The 16,302-nt window shown below is 72.6% G+C and carries 12 protein-coding genes; 7 read left to right on the forward strand and 5 right to left on the reverse strand.

Annotation, left to right across the window (positions count from 1 at the left end):
- Positions 1 to 41 precede the first annotated feature (41 nt).
- Positions 42 to 926 carry a cellulose-binding protein gene (locus ACIGAN_RS17615; protein WP_399858466.1) on the forward strand — a complete coding sequence of 295 codons (885 nt, stop codon included), beginning with the start codon at positions 42 to 44 and terminating at the stop codon, positions 924 to 926.
- Positions 927 to 973: 47 nt separating this feature from the next.
- On the opposite strand, the gene ACIGAN_RS17620 is transcribed toward ACIGAN_RS17615, so the two are convergent.
- From ACIGAN_RS17620 to ACIGAN_RS17635, 4 genes are all read right to left on the reverse strand, one after another.
- On the reverse strand, positions 974 to 2,587 hold the full coding sequence (locus ACIGAN_RS17620; RefSeq protein WP_399858468.1) for a cation acetate symporter: 1,614 nt from the start codon (positions 2,585 to 2,587) through the stop codon (positions 974 to 976).
- Positions 2,584 to 2,865, reverse strand: coding sequence for a DUF485 domain-containing protein (locus tag ACIGAN_RS17625; protein WP_399858470.1), 282 nt, complete (start codon positions 2,863 to 2,865; stop codon positions 2,584 to 2,586). The genes ACIGAN_RS17620 and ACIGAN_RS17625 overlap by 4 nt, the downstream gene beginning before the upstream one ends.
- 340 nt (positions 2,866 to 3,205) lie before the next feature.
- Positions 3,206 to 3,736, reverse strand: coding sequence for a GNAT family N-acetyltransferase (locus tag ACIGAN_RS17630; protein WP_399858472.1), 531 nt, complete (start codon positions 3,734 to 3,736; stop codon positions 3,206 to 3,208).
- Positions 3,737 to 3,756: 20 nt separating this feature from the next.
- Positions 3,757 to 5,250: an MFS transporter gene (locus tag ACIGAN_RS17635; RefSeq protein ID WP_399858474.1), complete on the reverse strand. Its 1,494-nt coding sequence runs from the start codon at positions 5,248 to 5,250 to the stop codon at positions 3,757 to 3,759.
- 470 nt (positions 5,251 to 5,720) lie between these two features.
- On the opposite strand from ACIGAN_RS17635, the gene ACIGAN_RS17640 reads away from it, so the two are divergent.
- The 3 genes from ACIGAN_RS17640 (at position 5,721) to mfd (ending at position 12,964) form a co-directional block, all read left to right on the forward strand.
- Entirely contained in the window at positions 5,721 to 6,509 is a 789-nt protein-coding gene (locus tag ACIGAN_RS17640; RefSeq protein WP_362279706.1) for an ABC transporter ATP-binding protein, read from the forward strand.
- Positions 6,506 to 9,085, forward strand: coding sequence for an ABC transporter permease (locus ACIGAN_RS17645; RefSeq protein WP_399858476.1), 2,580 nt, complete (start codon positions 6,506 to 6,508; stop codon positions 9,083 to 9,085). Before ACIGAN_RS17640 ends, ACIGAN_RS17645 begins: the two co-directional genes overlap by 4 nt.
- A 345-nt stretch (positions 9,086 to 9,430) precedes the next feature.
- Entirely contained in the window at positions 9,431 to 12,964 is a 3,534-nt protein-coding gene (gene mfd / locus ACIGAN_RS17650; protein WP_399858479.1) for a transcription-repair coupling factor, read from the forward strand.
- Positions 12,965 to 13,281: 317 nt separating this feature from the next.
- Here the strand turns inward: mfd and ACIGAN_RS17655 are convergent, their stop codons facing one another.
- Positions 13,282 to 13,968 (reverse strand): TetR/AcrR family transcriptional regulator, encoded by a 687-nt coding sequence (locus ACIGAN_RS17655; protein ID WP_399858481.1) that lies wholly within the window; start codon positions 13,966 to 13,968, stop codon positions 13,282 to 13,284.
- A 194-nt stretch (positions 13,969 to 14,162) separates the two neighbouring features.
- On the opposite strand from ACIGAN_RS17655, the gene ACIGAN_RS17660 reads away from it, so the two are divergent.
- The 3 genes from ACIGAN_RS17660 to ACIGAN_RS17670 all read left to right on the forward strand — a co-directional run bounded on the left by ACIGAN_RS17660 (position 14,163) and on the right by ACIGAN_RS17670 (position 16,120).
- Positions 14,163 to 14,999 (forward strand): SCO6745 family protein, encoded by an 837-nt coding sequence (locus ACIGAN_RS17660; protein WP_399858610.1) that lies wholly within the window; start codon positions 14,163 to 14,165, stop codon positions 14,997 to 14,999.
- Between the two features lie 189 nt (positions 15,000 to 15,188).
- Positions 15,189 to 15,965 (forward strand): HNH endonuclease family protein, encoded by a 777-nt coding sequence (locus ACIGAN_RS17665; RefSeq protein ID WP_399858483.1) that lies wholly within the window; start codon positions 15,189 to 15,191, stop codon positions 15,963 to 15,965.
- 17 nt (positions 15,966 to 15,982) lie between these two features.
- A complete protein-coding gene (locus ACIGAN_RS17670; RefSeq protein ID WP_399858487.1) occupies positions 15,983 to 16,120 on the forward strand; it encodes a hypothetical protein in 138 nt (45 codons plus the stop codon).
- Positions 16,121 to 16,302 lie beyond the last annotated feature (182 nt).

Genomic DNA, 16,302 nt, shown 5'->3' on the forward strand with positions numbered 1-16,302 from the left:
TTCTCGCGTAGCGCGTCGGTGTGGTGGAGAGGGGTTCCAGGATGAGCAGCGCAGCGGTGTCCTCGCCGGGCTTTTCGGTCGTGCGGGGGCGCGGTTACCGCCCCGGGCAGGTCGACGCGTACACCGCGGCCCTCTGCGCGGATCGTGACGCGGCCTGGGAGCGGGCCGCCCGGCTGACCGTGCTCGCCCGGCAGATGGACGAGGAACTGGGGCGGCTGCGCGAGGCGGTGGCGCGACGGGGCCCGCAGACCTACGAGACGCTGGGCGAGCGGGCCCGACGGCTGTTGCAGCTGGCGGAGCTGGAGGCCGGGGCGGTGCGGGAGGGGGCGTACCGGGAGGCGCGCCGGCAGGTCGAGGAGGCGCGGGAGTCGGCGGCCGGTGTGCGCGAGTCCGCCCGGGCGCACGCGGAGGCCGTACGCGCCGACGCCGAGGAACGGGTCCGGCAGCGGCTGCTCGCGGCGCGTGCCGAGGCCGACGAGATCCGGGGCGAGGCGGAACGCGTGGCGGGGGAGGAGCGCGGTGAGGCGGTGGCCGCGCTGCGGGAGATGCGGCAGCGCACCTCGGCCATGCCGGCCGAGCAGGAGAGGGAGCGCGCCGGCCGGTGGGAGGAGGCCGAGCGGGAGGCGGCCGGGCGGGCGGCAGCCCTTCAGGCCCGGCACGCGGAGGAACGGGCGTCCGCCGAAAGGGCGCAGGCCGGGGCGGAGCAGGCCCTCGCCGACGCGGAGGACGCGGCCCGCGGGCTGGAGGACGAGGCCGGGGCGCGTGCGGCGGAGCTGCTGGCCCGCGCCCGGGCCCGGGCGGAGGCAGTCGAACGCGAGACGGAACGGCTGCTGCGCGAGCACGCCGGCCTGCGGGACGGCGTGCTCGCCCATATCGACCACGTCCGCAGCAGTCTGGCGGCCTGGGCGGGGCAGACGGCGGAGTGAACCCGGCGGGGCTCCCCGGGACCGCCCCGCCGTCCCGCCCCTTCCGCTCAGTCGTTCCGGCGCACCGCGCCCGCCACGATCCAGCCCTCCACCGCCTCGTACTGGCGGCGCTGCTCCGCCGACCTGCGGCGGCCGGAGGCCACCGTGCCCAGCCAGCCGCAGGCGGAGCCCAGGGGGATGGAGAGCAGGCCCGTGGTGGTGAACGGGAACCAGTTGAAGTCGGCCTCGGGGAAGGCGGAGACGGGCGAGCCGGAGACCAGGTTCGTTCCCGGCATCAGCAGCAGCACGGCGAGCGAACCGCCGATGAGCGTGCTGAGCAGGCCCGTGCGGGTGTAGCGGCGCCAGAAGAGGCCGTAGACCAGCGCGGGGGCGATGGCCGAGGCGCCCAGGCAGAACGACAGCGTCACCAGGGGCTGCAGGCTGCGGTGCTGCACGAGGGTGGCCAGCAGGATCGCCGGGACGCCCACCGCCAGGGCCGAGACGCGGGCCAGGGCCATCTCGCGGCGCGGGGACATCTCCTGCACCCGGGCGGCGAACACGTCGTGCGCGAGGGAGTTGGCGCAGGCCAGGATCATCCCGGCGACGGAGGCGAGCAGCGTGAGGAAGACGGCCGTGGTGACGGTCGTGAACAGGAACGTCTCCGCCGCCGACACGTCCGCGCCGAACGCCGCCTGGGAGCCCAGCAGATAGGCCGTGTTGCCCTGCGGGTCGACCCGGGCGATCGCGGCCCGCCCGACCAGCGCGGTCGCGCCGAAGCCGACGACGGTGATGACGAGCACGAACAGCGCCACGCCGGACACCGCCCAGGACATCGAGCGCCGTACCTGCCGGGCGCTGGAGGCGGTGTACATGCGCATCGTGACGTGGGGCAGGCAGGCGCCGCCGAGGACGATCGTCAACTGCGAGGTGATCATGTCGAGTTCGGGGCTGGCGCCGCCCGAGAACTGCAGTCCGGACGAGAGGAACGCCGGGCCCGCCCCGCTGTTCTCGGCGGCCGCGCCGAACAGCGCTCCCGGGTCCCAGTCGAAGCGGTGCAGGATCAGCACGGCGACGACCAGGCCGGAGCCGAGCAGCATCACGATCTTCAGGATCTGGATGAGGGCGGTGCCCTTCATGCCGCCGATCGCCGCGTAGCTGATCATCAGGGCGCCGACGCCGATGATGCAGCCGGTCTGCAGCGACTCGCCGGAGAAGCCGAGGATGAACGCCATCAGCTGCCCGGTCCCGGCCAGTTGGACCAGCATCAGCGGCAGCAGCGCCGCCAGGGTCACCGCGCAGGCCGCGATGCGCACGGCGCGTCCGGGCATGCGGCGGGCCAGTGCGTCGCCCATGGTGAACCGGCCCGCGTTGCGCAGCGGTTCGGCCAGCAGGAACATCAGCAGCATCAGCGACAGGGCCGTGCTCAGGGCCAGGACGGTCCCGTCGTAGCCGAACAGGGCGATGACGCCGCCGGTGCCGAGGACGGTCGCGGCGGAGATGTAGTCGCCGGCGATGGCCAGTCCGTTGCGCATCGGCGACAGCGAGCCGTAGCCGGTGTAGAACTCGTCGAGGTCGTCCCGGTCGGGGCCGGTCATCACGCACAGCAGCAGCGTGATCGTGGCGACGGCGGAGAAGCCGACCAGGGACATCGCCTGGGCGTTTCCGCTGAACTCGGTGGTCACCGGGCCCCCTCCCGCTCGGTGCCCGGCGCGGCCTGCCGGCGGATGCGGTCCGCGGTCGGGTCGACGCGCCGGCGCGCCGTCTGCTCGTACAGGGCGACCGCCAGCCACGTCACGGGCACCTGGACGAGCGCGAGCAGCAGACCGGTGGGCAGGCCGTCGGTGACGGTGCCCGTCATGAACGACGGGGCGAACGCCGACAGGATCAGGAACAGCACGAAGTAGCCGAGGGCGGTGAGCGTGGCCACGCGCCGCTGCCGGCGGTAGGCGCCGCGCAGCATCCGCAGGTCGCCGTGTTGCCCGGGGACGGTGTGGTGCCCGGGGCGGTGTGGTGCCCGGGGCGGTGTGGTGCCGGCGGCGCCGCCCGGCCGGTTCGGGCTCCTGCCGCGGCACCCAGGGACAGGTGTCGTACCCGGGGGACGAGTCCGGCGGCGGGTACGGGGAGGGCGGCGGCGGGTCGTAGGACATCCCGGTGCTCCTTGCGCGGGTCGGATCCGGTGCGGCGGACCGCAGGGAGGTGGGGGGCGGGCGGCCCCGCACGTTACTGCGGAGTACCGGACCTGCGCGAGGGTTTGGCCGAACTGATTGGTCGGTATGCGCTTGCCTTCGTGACCTCGGGTGTTACCCGCGTTGACCCTCGGTTCCGGGTGCCTGGGGCGGGGCGGCGGCCAACTCCCGGCGCACGAAACGGAGTCCGGGCCGGCCGTCCAGGGTCGTCTCCCCGGCGGGTGTGAAGCCGTTGCGGGTCAGGACCGTCAAGGAGGCGGGATTGTCCAGGGTCGTCCGCGCGGTGAGGGACGTCAGCCCGTACTCGGTGGCGGCCACTCGGCACATCAGCGCGACGGCGGCCGTCGCCACACCCCGGCCCGAGGCCCGCTCGCCGATCCGGTACCCGAGTTCGGCGCTGCCGTCGGTCGCGTCCATCAGGTTCACCCGGCCGACCAGCACCTCGTCCTGCAGGAGGACATGGAAGTGGCACACGCGCGCGTGCTGCTCCGCCAGGAGGGCCCGGTGACGTTTGGCGAACCCGGCCGGGGTGAAGTAGGCGTCCCCGCGGTCCGGGACCGTCCGGGCGAAGTACGCCCGGTTCTCCCGCTCGAAGGCCAGCAGGGCGTCCGCGTGGTCGGCGCGCAGCCGTTCCAGGGTCAGCATGGACCGCACAGTACGGACGGTCAGTCCTTCAGCACCGGGAATTTCCTGGGCGCGAGGAACAGCAGCACCACGAACGCCAGCGCCGCCGCGCAGGAGGCGCCCAGGTAGACGGCGTGCACCGCGTCGGCGATCGCCCGCCGGGTCGCCTCCGGCGCGGTGCCCGAGTCGAGCGCCCGGGTCACCGAGTCGAGGTCGCCCGCGCCGCCGAGCCGGGCGGCCAGCACCCCGTTGGCGACGGCGCCGAAGACGGCCGCGCCGGCCGTCTGGCCGGTCTGGCGGCAGAACAGCACGGACGCCGTCGCCGTCCCGCGTTCCGCCCAGCCCACCGTCGACTGCACCCCGACGATCAGCGGCAGCTGGAACAGGCCCAGCGCGGCGCCCAGCAGCAGCATCAGCAGCGTCGGCTGCCAGGCCCGCCCCGGATAGGGCAGGAAGGGGAACGCCAGCAGGATCAGGGCCGCGGCGCCGATGCCGAGCATGGCGGTGTTGCGGAAGCCGATCCGGCGGTAGACGTGCTGGCTCAGCGCCGCCGACACCGGCCAGCTCAACGTCCACACGGACAGCACGAATCCGGCGGCCACGGGCGCCAGGCCCAGCACCGACTGGGCGTAGGTGGGCAGGAAGACCGTCGGCGCGACCATCAGCAGCCCCAGCGCGCCCAGGGCCAGGTTGACCGCGGCGATCGTCCGGCGCCGCCACACCCAGCCCGGGATGATCGGATCGGCCGCGCGGCGCTCCACCAGCACCACCACCGCCACCAGGGCGAGGCCCGCCCCGAACAGGGCCAGCGAGGGCGCCGACAGCCACGGCCACGCCACCCCGCCCTGCACCAGGGCCGTCAGCAGCACCCCGCCGCAGGCGAACACCGCGAGCGCGCCGGCCCAGTCCACGCGCGCGTGCCGGGCCCCGGCCCGCTCCGGCTCGTGCAGGTGACGCACGATCAGCCACAGCGCCACCGCGCCCACCGGCAGGTTGACCAGGAAGATCCAGCGCCAGTCCGCGTACGCGGCGAGCAGCCCGCCGAGCCCGGGCCCGGCGACCGCGGACACCGCCCACACCGTGGACAGCTTCGACTGGATCCTGGGCCGCTCCTCCAGCGGGTAGAGGTCGGCGGCCAGGGTCTGCACGGTGCCCTGCAGGGCGCCCCCGCCCAGGCCCTGCACGATGCGGAAGGCGATGAGGGCCCCCATGTTCCACGCCAGCGCGCACAGCAGGGAGCCCAGCAGGAAGAGCACCGAGCCGGCGATCAGCACCGGCTTGCGGCCGAAGGTGTCGGAGAGCTTGCCGTAGACGGGCAGCGTGACGGTCACGGCCAGCAGATAGCCGGAGAACAGCCAGGAGAAGACCGAGAAGCCGCCCAGGTCCCCGACGATCTGCGGGACGGCGGTCGAGACGATGGTGGAGTCCAGCGCCGCCAGCGCCATCGAGAGCATCAGCGCGGCGACCACGGCCCCGCGCCGGCCGGTCGCGACGGGCCGTGCGGTCTGCTGCGCTGCCCGACTCGTGCTGCCCACCCCGGGTCCCTCCCCCTCGCCCCGGCCGCCCTCGCCGGGCCGCCGTCCCTGTGTCTGCCCCTTGCACGTATCTGCCGCGGACAGCTTCCCACTTGACCCTGACGTCGCGGGAGGGTGGAGCCTCGATGAGCCGGGGGGAGGAGACGACCCTGAGACGGACTCCACCCTTCGGTGGACTGCCCCTAGGGGTACCTCCGTACTACGACCTGGGGAGGGTTCGTACCGGCGGAGGACGAGACGCCGAGGGGGCGTTCCTTAACCTGGCTTTACGCCGCCGGGGGGCGGTTTCACACACCGGCGGGGGTGGGGTTTTCCTCAGCACAAGACTGCGCTGAACACCAGGGCGCGGGGCCCCTCCCCGCAGCGAGACTGAAGGCGCGCCGGACGGAACCGAGGTCCGGCGGCGCATACCGCGGCTGCCGACCGGGCAACCGGCTTCACCATCTGCTGACCGATATAGGAGACATACCGTGACTTCGGCTGTAACCATTCCCAGGCACGGGGGTACTGGAGGGCGTACGGCCGTTGCCGCGCGGGCGCGGCAGGTCGTGAAGGCGTACGGGTCCGGGGAGACCCGGGTCGTCGCCCTCGACCACGTCGACGTGGACATCGCACGCGGCCAGTTCACCGCGATCATGGGCCCCTCGGGCTCCGGCAAGTCCACGCTGATGCACTGCCTGGCCGGGCTCGACACCGTCACCAGCGGGCAGATCTACCTCGACGAGACCGAGATCACCGGCCTGAAGGACAAGAAGCTGACGCAGCTGCGCCGGGACCGGATCGGTTTCATCTTCCAGGCGTTCAACCTACTGCCGACGCTGAACGCCATCGAGAACATCACGCTGCCCATGGACATCGCGGGACGCAAGCCGGACAAGCAGTGGCTCGCCCGGGTCGTCGAGACCGTCGGGCTCGCCGACCGGCTCAAGCACCGGCCCACCCAGCTCTCCGGCGGCCAGCAGCAGCGCGTCGCCGTGGCGCGGGCGCTCGCCGCCCGGCCCGAGATCATCTTCGGGGACGAGCCGACCGGAAACCTCGACTCGCGCGCCGGCGCCGAGGTCCTCGGCTTCCTGCGCCGCTCCGTGACCGAACTCGGCCAGACCATCGTCATGGTCACCCACGACCCGGTCGCCGCCAGCTACGCGGACCGGGTGCTGTACCTCGCCGACGGCCGCATCGTCGACGAGATGTACAAGCCGACCGCGGAGGCCGTCCTGGACCGCATGAAGGACTTCGACGCCCGGGGGCGCACGTCATGACCGTCATGAAGACCTCCATGCGCAACTTCCTCGCGCACAAGGGACGCATGGCCCTGTCGGCGATCGCCGTCCTGCTGTCGGTGGCCTTCGTCTGCGGCACGCTCGTCTTCACCGACACCATGTCCACCACGTTCGACAAGCTGTTCGCGGCCACCTCCTCCGACGTCACGGTCAGCGCCAAGGGCGCCTCCGACACCGGTGAGACCACCGCCGACAACGGCAAGCCGCCGGTCATGCCGGCCTCCGTGCTCGCCGAGGTGCGCAAGGCCGAGGGCGTGAAGTCCGCCGAGGGCACCGTCTTCTCCACCTCGGTCACCGTCGTCGACGCCGACAAGGACAGCCTCTCGCCCACCAGCGGCGGCCCGACCATCGTCGGCAGCTGGAACGCCACCGACGCCCGCACCATGAAGATCATCTCCGGTGCGGCACCCGAGAGCGGCGACCAGATCATGGTCGACGCCGACACCGCCGACAAGCACGGCCTGAAGCTCGGCGACGAGATCGCGGTGATCACCGCGGTCGGCACGCACCAGGCGAAGGTCTCCGGCATCGCCGACTTCACCGTCACCAACCCCGGCGCCGCGATCTTCTATCTCGACACGAAGACCGCCCAGCAGGCCCTGGTCGGCGAGACCGGCGTCTACACCAACGTCAACGTCACCGCGGCCGCCGGCGTCAGCGACGCACAGCTGAAGAAGAACGTCACCGCCGAACTCGGCGGAGGCTTCCAGGTCAAGACCGCCAAGGAGACCGCCGACGCCAACCAGAAGGACGTCGAGGGCTTCATGAACGTCATGAAGTACGCGATGCTCGGCTTCGCCGGGATCGCCTTCCTCGTCGGCATCTTCCTGATCATCAACACCTTCTCCATGCTGGTCGCCCAGCGCACCCGCGAGATCGGCCTGATGCGGGCCATCGGCTCCTCCCGCAAGCAGGTCAACCGCTCGGTGCTGGCCGAGGCGCTGCTGCTCGGCCTCGTCGGCTCCGTGCTCGGCGTCGGCGCCGGCGTCGGCCTCGCCGTCGGCCTGATGAAGCTCATGGGCCAGATGGGCATGGAGCTGTCCACCGACGACCTCACCGTCGCCTGGACGACCCCCGTGGTCGGACTCGTCCTCGGCGTGATCGTCACCGTGCTTGCCGCCTACCTGCCCGCCCGCCGCGCCGGCAAGATCTCCCCGATGGCCGCCCTGCGCGACGCCGGCGCCCCGGCCGACGCCAAGGCCGGCTGGATCCGCGGCATCCTCGGCACCGTCCTCACCGCCGGCGGCGTCTTCGCCCTGTACCTGGCGTCGGCGGCCGACAAGGCCACCGACGGCTCGCTGTGGCTCGGCATCGGCGTGGTCCTGTCGCTGATCGGCTTCGTCGTCATCGGCCCGCTGCTCGCCGGCGCCGTGGTCCGCGTCCTCGGCGCGGTCCTGCTGCGGATGTTCGGCCCCGTGGGCCGCATGGCCGAGCGCAACGCGCTGCGCAACCCGCGCCGCACCGGCGCCACCGGCGCCGCGCTGATGATCGGCCTCGCCCTGGTGGCGTGCCTGTCCGTGGTCGGCTCCTCCATGGTGGCCTCCGCCACCGACCAGCTCGACAAGACCGTCGGCACGGACTTCATCGTCCAGTCCGACAGCGGGCAGCTGATCACCCCCCAGGCGGTCAAGGCCATGAAGGCGACGCCGGAGCTGGAGCGGGTCACCGAGTACAAGTGGACCCAGGCCGACTTCACCACCCCCGACGGCAAGACCCTGAAGGACACGGCCATCACGGCGGCCGACCCGTCGTACGCGACGGACCTGCGCACCGAGACCGTCGCGGGCAAGCTCCCCGACGCGTACAAGCCCGACTCGATGTCCGTGCACGAGAAGTTCGCCGAGGACCACGGCATCCGCCTCGGCTCGAAGATCAAGGTGGACTTCAGGGACGGCTCCGCGGCCGACCTCACGGTCCGGGCGATCACCAGCAGTGACGTCGTGATCGACGCGGGCGCGATGTACACCTCCATCGCGACGATGGCCAAGTACGTCCCGGCCGACAAGATGCCGCTGGACACGCTGGTCTTCGCCACGGCCAAGGAGGGGCAGCAGGATGCCGCCTACACGTCCCTGAAGTCGGCCCTGCACGACTACCCGCAGTACACCGTGCGCGACCAGACCGACTACAAGGACGCCCTGAAGGACCAGATCGGCCAGCTGCTCAACATGATCTACGGCCTGCTGGCCCTGGCGATCATCGTCGCCATCCTGGGCGTGGTGAACACCCTGGCCCTGTCGGTGGTCGAGCGCACCCGGGAGATCGGCCTAATGCGGGCGATCGGCCTCTCCCGCCGCCAGCTGCGCCGCATGATCCGCATGGAGTCGGTGGTCATCGCCCTCTTCGGCGCCCTGCTGGGCCTCGGTCTGGGCATGGGCTGGGGCGCCACGGCCCAGCAGCTGCTGGAGCTGGAGGGCCTGATGATCCTCGACATCCCCTGGCCGACCATCATCGGCGTCTTCATCGGCTCGGCGTTCGTGGGCCTGTTCGCGGCACTGATCCCGGCGTTCCGGGCGGGCCGGATGAACGTGCTGAACGCGATCGCGACGGAGTAGCGGGCCGGCACACCGTCATCCCGAGGAACCACCGCACACGGGGGTTGCGGAGGGCCCGGCGCCGGGAAGTCCACTCCAGGACGTCCCGGCGCCGGGCACGTGCACGACCCGTGGGCCCGGCTTGCCGTCCGGCCGCTTCGGGCGGCGGATGGGCACAGGTTCGCGGATCCGGGGGGGGGGGCGGAGCCCTCCGGGAGCCTCGTGACAACGCCGAGCACCTCACAGCGGGGCGTCATCCACACGCCCCGGCGCCGGGCCGCGCAGCGTCGTACGCTGGAGACCCCCGGCCCGCGGCGCGTGTCGGGCCCGTCGTGTTGCCCACCCCCTGGACGGAAAACACCCCCCATGAGCCTGCACGGTCTGCTCGACGCCGTCGTCAAGGACGCCGCCCTCGCGGAAGCGATCAGGGCCGCCGCCGACGGCAACCGCATGCACGTCGACCTGGTCGGCCCCCCCGCGGCCCGCCCCTTCGCGGTGGCCGCCCTGGCCCGGGACACGGGCCGCCCGGTGCTGGCGGTGACGGCGACGGGCCGCGAGGCGGAGGACCTGGCCGCCGCTCTGCGCTCCCTCCTCCCGCCCGAGGGCGTCGTGGAGTACCCCTCCTGGGAGACGCTGCCGCACGAGCGGCTCAGCCCCCGCAGCGACACCGTCGGCCGCCGCCTGGCCGTGCTGCGCCGCCTGGCGCACCCCCGCCCCGACGACCCCGAGACCGGCCCGGTCTCCGTCGTCGTCGCGCCCGTCCGCTCCGTGCTCCAGCCACAGGTCAAGGGGCTGGGCGACCTGGAGCCCGTCGCGCTGCGCACCGGCCAGAGCGCCGATCTGAACGAGGTGGTGGAGGCCCTCTCCGCGGCCGCCTACGCGCGCGTGGAGCTGGTGGAGAAGCGCGGCGAGTTCGCCGTACGCGGCGGCATCCTCGACGTGTTCCCGCCCACCGAGGAACACCCGCTGCGCGTGGAGTTCTGGGGCGACGACATCGAGGAGATCCGCTACTTCAAGGTCGCCGACCAGCGCTCCCTGGAGATCGCCGAGCACGGCCTGTGGGCGCCGCCCTGCCGCGAGCTGCTGCTCACCGAGGACGTCCGCGCGCGGGCCCGGGCCCTCGCCGAGGAACACCCCGAGCTGGGCGAACTCCTCGGCAAGATCGCCGAGGGCATCGCCGTCGAGGGCATGGAATCCCTCGCCCCGGTCCTGGTCGACGACATGGAGCTGCTGCTCGACGTCCTGCCCAAGGGCGCCATGGCCGTCGTCTGCGATCCGGAGCGGGTGCGCACGCGCGCCTCGGACCTGGTCGCCACCTCCCAGGAGTTCCTCCAGGCCTCCTGGGCGGCCACCGCCGGCGGCGGGGAAGCGCCCATCGACGTCGGCGCGGCCTCCCTGTGGTCCATCGCGGACGTGCGCGAGCGGGCCCGCGAGCTGGACATGATGTGGTGGTCGGTGTCGCCGTTCGCCGCCGACGAAGAGCTCGACGCGGACACGCTCAAGCTCGGCATGCACGCCCCGGAGACCTACCGCGGGGACACCGCCAAGGCCCTCGCCGACACCAAGGGCTGGCTCGCCGACGGCTGGCGGACGGTGTTCGTCACCGAGGGACACGGCCCCGCCGCCCGTACGGTCGAGGTGCTCGGCGGTGAGGGCATCGCCGCCCGGCTCGACGGGGACCTCGGCGAGATCTCCCCGTCCGTGGTGCACGTGGCGTGCGGTTCGATCGACCACGGCTTCGTCGACCCCGCCCTCAGACTCGCGGTGCTGACCGAGACCGACCTCTCCGGCCAGAAGGCGTCCGGCCGCGAGGGCGCCCGCATGCCGGCCCGCCGCCGCAAGACCATCGACCCGCTCACCCTGGAGGCGGGCGACTACATCGTCCACGAGCAGCACGGCGTGGGCCGCTACATCGAGATGGTGCAGCGCACCGTGCAGGGCGCCACCCGCGAGTACCTGGTCGTCGAGTACGCCCCCGCCAAGCGCGGCCAGCCCGGCGACCGGCTCTACATCCCCACCGACCAGCTGGAGCAGATCACCAAGTACGTCGGCGGCGAGGCGCCCACCCTGCACCGCCTGGGCGGCGCGGACTGGACGAAGACCAAGGCGCGGGCGAAGAAGGCCGTCAAGGAGATCGCCGCCGACCTGATCAAGCTGTACAGCGCGCGGATGGCGGCCCCCGGACACGCCTTCGGCGCGGACACCCCCTGGCAGCGCGAGCTGGAGGACGCCTTCCCCTACGCGGAGACGCCCGACCAGCTCACCACCATCGCCGAGGTCAAGGAGGACATGGAGAAGTCGATCCCCATGGACCGCCTGATCTGCGGCGACGTCGGCTACGGCAAGACCGAGATCGCCGTGCGGGCCGCGTTCAAGGCCGTCCAGGACGGCAAGCAGGTCGCCGTGCTCGTGCCGACGACCCTGCTGGTGCAGCAGCACTTCGGTACGTTCAGCGAGCGGTACGCGCAGTTCCCGGTCGTGGTGAAGGCCCTGTCCCGCTTCCAGACCGACACCGAGGCCAAGGCCGTCCTGGAGGGCCTGCGCGAGGGCTCGGTCGACGTCGTCATCGGCACGCACCGGCTGTTCTCGTCCGAGACGAAGTTCAAGGACCTCGGACTGGTCATCGTCGACGAGGAGCAGCGGTTCGGCGTCGAGCACAAGGAGCAGCTGAAGAAGCTGCGCGCCAACGTCGACGTGCTGACCATGTCCGCCACCCCGATCCCCAGGACCCTGGAGATGGCGGTCACCGGCATCCGCGAGATGTCGACGATCACCACCCCGCCGGAGGAGCGCCACCCGGTGCTGACCTTCGTCGGCCCCTACGAGGAGAAGCAGATCGGCGCCGCCATCCGCCGCGAACTGCTGCGCGAGGGCCAGGTCTTCTACATCCACAACCGCGTCGAGTCCATCGACCGGGCCGCCGCCCGCCTGCGCGAGATCGTCCCCGAGGCGCGCATCGCCACCGCGCACGGCCAGATGTCCGAGTCCGCGCTGGAGCAGGTCGTCGTCGACTTCTGGGAGAAGAAGTTCGACGTGCTGGTGTCCACGACGATCGTGGAGTCCGGCATCGACATCTCCAACGCCAACACCCTGATCGTGGAGCGCGGCGACAACTTCGGCCTGTCCCAGCTGCACCAGCTGCGCGGCCGGGTGGGCCGTGGCCGCGAGCGCGGTTACGCCTACTTCCTCTACCCGCCGGAGAAGCCGCTGACGGAGACCGCGCACGAACGGCTCGCGACGATCGCCCAGCACACGGAGATGGGCGCCGGCATGTACGTCGCCATGAAGGACCTGGAGATCCGCGGCGCGGGCAACCTCCTCGGCGGCGAGCAGTCCGGCCACATCGCGGGCGTCGGCTTCGACCTGTACGTGCGGATGGTCGGCGAGGCCGTCGCGGACTACCGGCGCCAGCTGGAGACCGGCGAGATCGAGGAGGAGCCGCCGCTCGAGGTCAAGATCGAGCTGCCCGTCGACGCGCACGTCCCGCACGACTACGCGCCCGGCGAGCGCCTGCGCCTGCAGGCCTACCGGGCCATCGCCTCCGCCAACTCGGAGGAGGACATCAAGGCCGTCCGCGAGGAACTCGCCGACCGCTACGGCAAGCTGCCCGAGCCGGTGGAGAATCTGCTGCTCGTCGCCGGGCTGCGGATGTTCGCGCGCGCGTGCGGTGTCGGTGAGATCGTGCTGCAGGGCACCAACATCCGCTTCGCGCCGGTGGAGCTGCGCGAGTCGCAGGAGCTGCGGCTCAAGCGGCTGTACCCCGGGGCGGTCATCAAGCCGGCGGCGCACCAGGTGCTGGTGCCGCGCCCGAAGACGGCGAAGGTCGGCGGCAAGCCACTGGTCGGCCGGGAACTGCTGGCGTGGGTGGGGGAGTTCCTGACGTCGGTTCTGGGTTCCTAGTTCCTGAGGTCGGTCCCGGGGGGGCCTGAGGTCGGTCCCGGGGTTCCTGAGGCCGGTCCTTTTTGGGGTCGGCCCCAGGCCCTTGGGCGGGCCCCGGGTCTCCGGGGTCGGTCCTGGGTCTCGGGGGTCGGTCCCCGGTCCCCGGGGTCGGCCCCAGCCCTTGCTGGTCCAGGCCCCGGGTTCTCGCTGGTCTCGGTCCCGGGTTCTTGCTGGTCTCGGTCCTGCTGAGGCTCCGTCAGCACCGGGTCCGGAGGTCCGGACGGTCGGGTCGGCCGGGGCGGCCGGGGCGGACGCGGGTCCGAGCCGACGGCACCTCGCTACCCGCCGTGGCGGAACAGCATCGCCGCCAACTCCCGGAACACCTCCTCGGGATCCTGGTCGCCCACCGGCCCGTCCAGGTTGTGACCGAGGAGCAGCGTGGCGAAGCCGTGGGCCAGCGACCACGCGGCGACACCGGCGAGCCGGGCGTCCGTGCCGCGGCCCTCGGGCGGTACCGCTCCGACGGCCGTGCGCAGGGCGTCACCGGCGAGGGCGCGGGCCGTGGCCAGTTCCAGATCGCCGCTGCGCAGCAGCTCGGGTGTGAACATCACCTGGAAGTGGGCGGGGTTCTCGCGCGCGAAGCGCACGTAGCGCACACCCGCCTCCTTCAGGTCGGCCGCCTCCCCGAGCGCGGTCGCGAGGAGACCGAAACCCTCGGCGGCGATCGCCGTGAGCAGCCCGGCACGGTCCTTGAAGTGGTGAGCGGGCGCGGCGTGCGAGACGCCCGCGCGCCGGGCGAGATCGCGCAGGCTCAGGGCGGACGGGCCCTCCGCCGCGATGACGTCGAGGGCGGCGGTGAGGATGGCCCGGCGCAGGTCGCCGTGGTGGTACCGGCGCAGGTCGCCGTGGTGGTAGGGGCTGTCGCCCGCCGCGTGGCCGCCCGCCACGGCCTTCCTCGGTCTGCCCTCCTCATGCGCCTGCTTCATCTCGCTCGCCTTGTTCGCCGAAGCCTCGCCGGAGCTCATGGTGAGGAGCGTACGCCGAATCTAGTCATTGACAAGTTGGGACTCGGCGGGCAATCTTGTCAGTGTCAAGTTGCGGGCGGGGCGAGGAGCGGAGGCAGACCATGCCGGAGCGCGTCGGAGAGACCGAAGAGGGGCGGGGCGGCGAGCGCGCGGAGGTCGCGGCCGCGTGCCTGGAGCCGGCCCGGGTCCGGCAGATGTGGCACCTGCTGGAGCCTTTGCACGCGGTGCTCTACTACGCGCCGGAGGCCTTCGAGGAAGCGGCCGCCCTCGGGTACGGCACCGAGGAGCGCTGGCCGAGCTACTTCCCCTACCGCGCGGCCCCGTTGGGCACGGCGGGGCCCCGCCAGGTCGCCTCGGCCTTCTACAGCTTCAGCCCGCGCATGGTCGCCGAGCACATCGGGCCGGCGTGGCGCATCGCCGCCCCGGACGCGGTGCTCGACGCGCGGTCCCGGGCGGTCGACCGGGTCTACCGCACGATATTCGGCGACCGGGTGGACAGTCCCGAGCTGGCGGAGGCCGCCGCCCTCGCCCGCCGCGCCGCGGAGGCCGCCGAGACGGCCGGTCGCCCGCTGGCCGCCGCCAACGCCGCCCTCCCCTGGCCGCGGGCCCCGCACCTGCAGTTGTGGCACGCCGCGACGATCCTGCGCGAGCACCGCGGCGACGGTCACGTGGCGGCCCTGCTCGTGGCCGGCCTGGATCCGGTGGAGGCGCTCGTCTCCTTCGCGGCGGTGGGCGCCGCGTCCGTGGAGCGCTTCGAGAGCCGCGGCTGGAGCGGTGCCCAATGGGCGGCCGCGCGCGACCGGTTGGCCGCCAGGGGCCTGGTCGACGCGGACGGTACGGCCACGGAGGCGGGCCGCGCCCTGCGCCGGCAGGTCGAGGAGCACACCGACCGACTGGCCGCCGCCCCCTGGCAGTCGCTCGGCCCGGACGGCGTCGACCGCCTCGCCGCACTGCTGGGCGACTACTGGGTCGCGGTGCTCGCGTCGGGTCTGCTGCCCTCGGAGAACACCCTGGGCATAGGCAAGGTCTGACGCGGACAGGCTCACCGAGTGACTTGCTGGGGTGGCCCCCGAAGACGACTCAGGTCTTGGCGATACGCGTGACATGCGAGGAATGCCGATTTCGGTCCGGTGTGGTCTGAACCTCTCCCTCGCTACCGTGGGACCAGGTACAGGCCGCCCGCGCCAGGGCGGAACGGGCAAGCAGGGGAGGGGCGCAGAGTGACGCGTCTGAGGGGCGGGGCGGCGCTGGCCGTCGCCATGGTGTTCGCCGGTGCGGCGCTGACCGGCTGCGAGGGCCTGGCCCCTCCGGTGGACGGCGGTGGAGCCTCCGGATCCGGTGCCCCGGCCGCCGGCGACCCCCGGGCCGCGAACCCGCTGGACAACCCGGACGGCACGAAGCCGGGGCTGGCGGCGATCACCTCCAGCGAGGACAAGGCGAGGGCGCGCGCCCTGATCGAGAAGGTGGAGACCAAGGGCCGCGGCCCCAGGACGGGTTACGACCGGGACGAGTTCGGCTACGCCTGGATGGACTCGGCGCCTCGCGAGGTCCCCTACTCGCACAACGGCTGCGATTCCCGCAACGACCTCCTCAAGCGCGACGGCCGGGACCTGCGCTTCCGGTCGGGCTCCGACTGCGTCGTGACGTCGATGACGCTGCACGACCCGTACACCGGCAAGGTCATCGAGTGGACCAAGTCCCGTGCGATCAAAGTCCAGATAGACCACGTGATGCCCCTGTCCTACGACTGGCAGATGGGCGCCTCGCGCTGGACGGAGGACAAGCGGGAGTCCATCGCCAACGACCCGCTCAACCTCCTTCCGGTGGACGGGCCGACCAACAGCGCGAAGGGGGACTCCGGCCCGGCGTCCTGGCTGCCGCCGGACCGGCGCATCCGCTGCGCCTACTCGGTGCGCTTCGCCCAGGTGTCCCTGAAGTACGACCTGCCCGTGACGTCGGCCGACAAGGAGATGATGCTGCGGCAGTGCGGCGGGTGAGGCGGGGGGTGACGGCGGTGGGTGATGCCGGCGGCCCGCCCACCCTGCGCCACCGAGGCCGGGTGCCCGGGGCGCTGATGCCGGTGCGCTGCGAGGCGGAGCGCGGGCACGCGGTGTACGCCGAGCCCGACGTGTGGGTGCCGCACTCCCTCTGAGGGCCCGGAGGATCCCGTTCCGGGGCGGTCCGGACCAGCCGCTCGTACGAAGTGATCGGCGTCCGAAGTGATCAGCACGACAACGGTTCGGTACAACCCGTGACCGGTTGTCCGTGTCGGGCTATACGCTCGGACTCCCAACGGGCTCTGTCACTCGCACATCCGTCCCCATCGGCTACACC

The organism is Streptomyces sp. NPDC085931 (assembly GCF_044540565.1).
Lineage (GTDB): Bacteria > Actinomycetota > Actinomycetes > Streptomycetales > Streptomycetaceae > Streptomyces.

Bases quoted from the DNA above. Each gene is read 5' to 3' on its own strand.
- ACIGAN_RS17615 (WP_399858466.1), top strand. From the start codon at position 42: ATGAGCAGCGCAGCGGTGTCCTCGCCGGGCTTTTCGGTCGTGCGGGGG.
- ACIGAN_RS17625 (WP_399858470.1), bottom strand. From the start codon at position 2,865: ATGCTGCGCGGCGCCTACCGCCGGCAGCGGCGCGTGGCCACGCTCACC.
- ACIGAN_RS17630 (WP_399858472.1), bottom strand. From the start codon at position 3,736: ATGCTGACCCTGGAACGGCTGCGCGCCGACCACGCGGACGCCCTGCTG.
- ACIGAN_RS17645 (WP_399858476.1), top strand. From the start codon at position 6,506: ATGACCGTCATGAAGACCTCCATGCGCAACTTCCTCGCGCACAAGGGA.
- mfd (WP_399858479.1), top strand. From the start codon at position 9,431: ATGAGCCTGCACGGTCTGCTCGACGCCGTCGTCAAGGACGCCGCCCTC.
- ACIGAN_RS17655 (WP_399858481.1), bottom strand. From the start codon at position 13,968: ATGAGCTCCGGCGAGGCTTCGGCGAACAAGGCGAGCGAGATGAAGCAG.
- ACIGAN_RS17660 (WP_399858610.1), top strand. From the start codon at position 14,163: ATGTGGCACCTGCTGGAGCCTTTGCACGCGGTGCTCTACTACGCGCCG.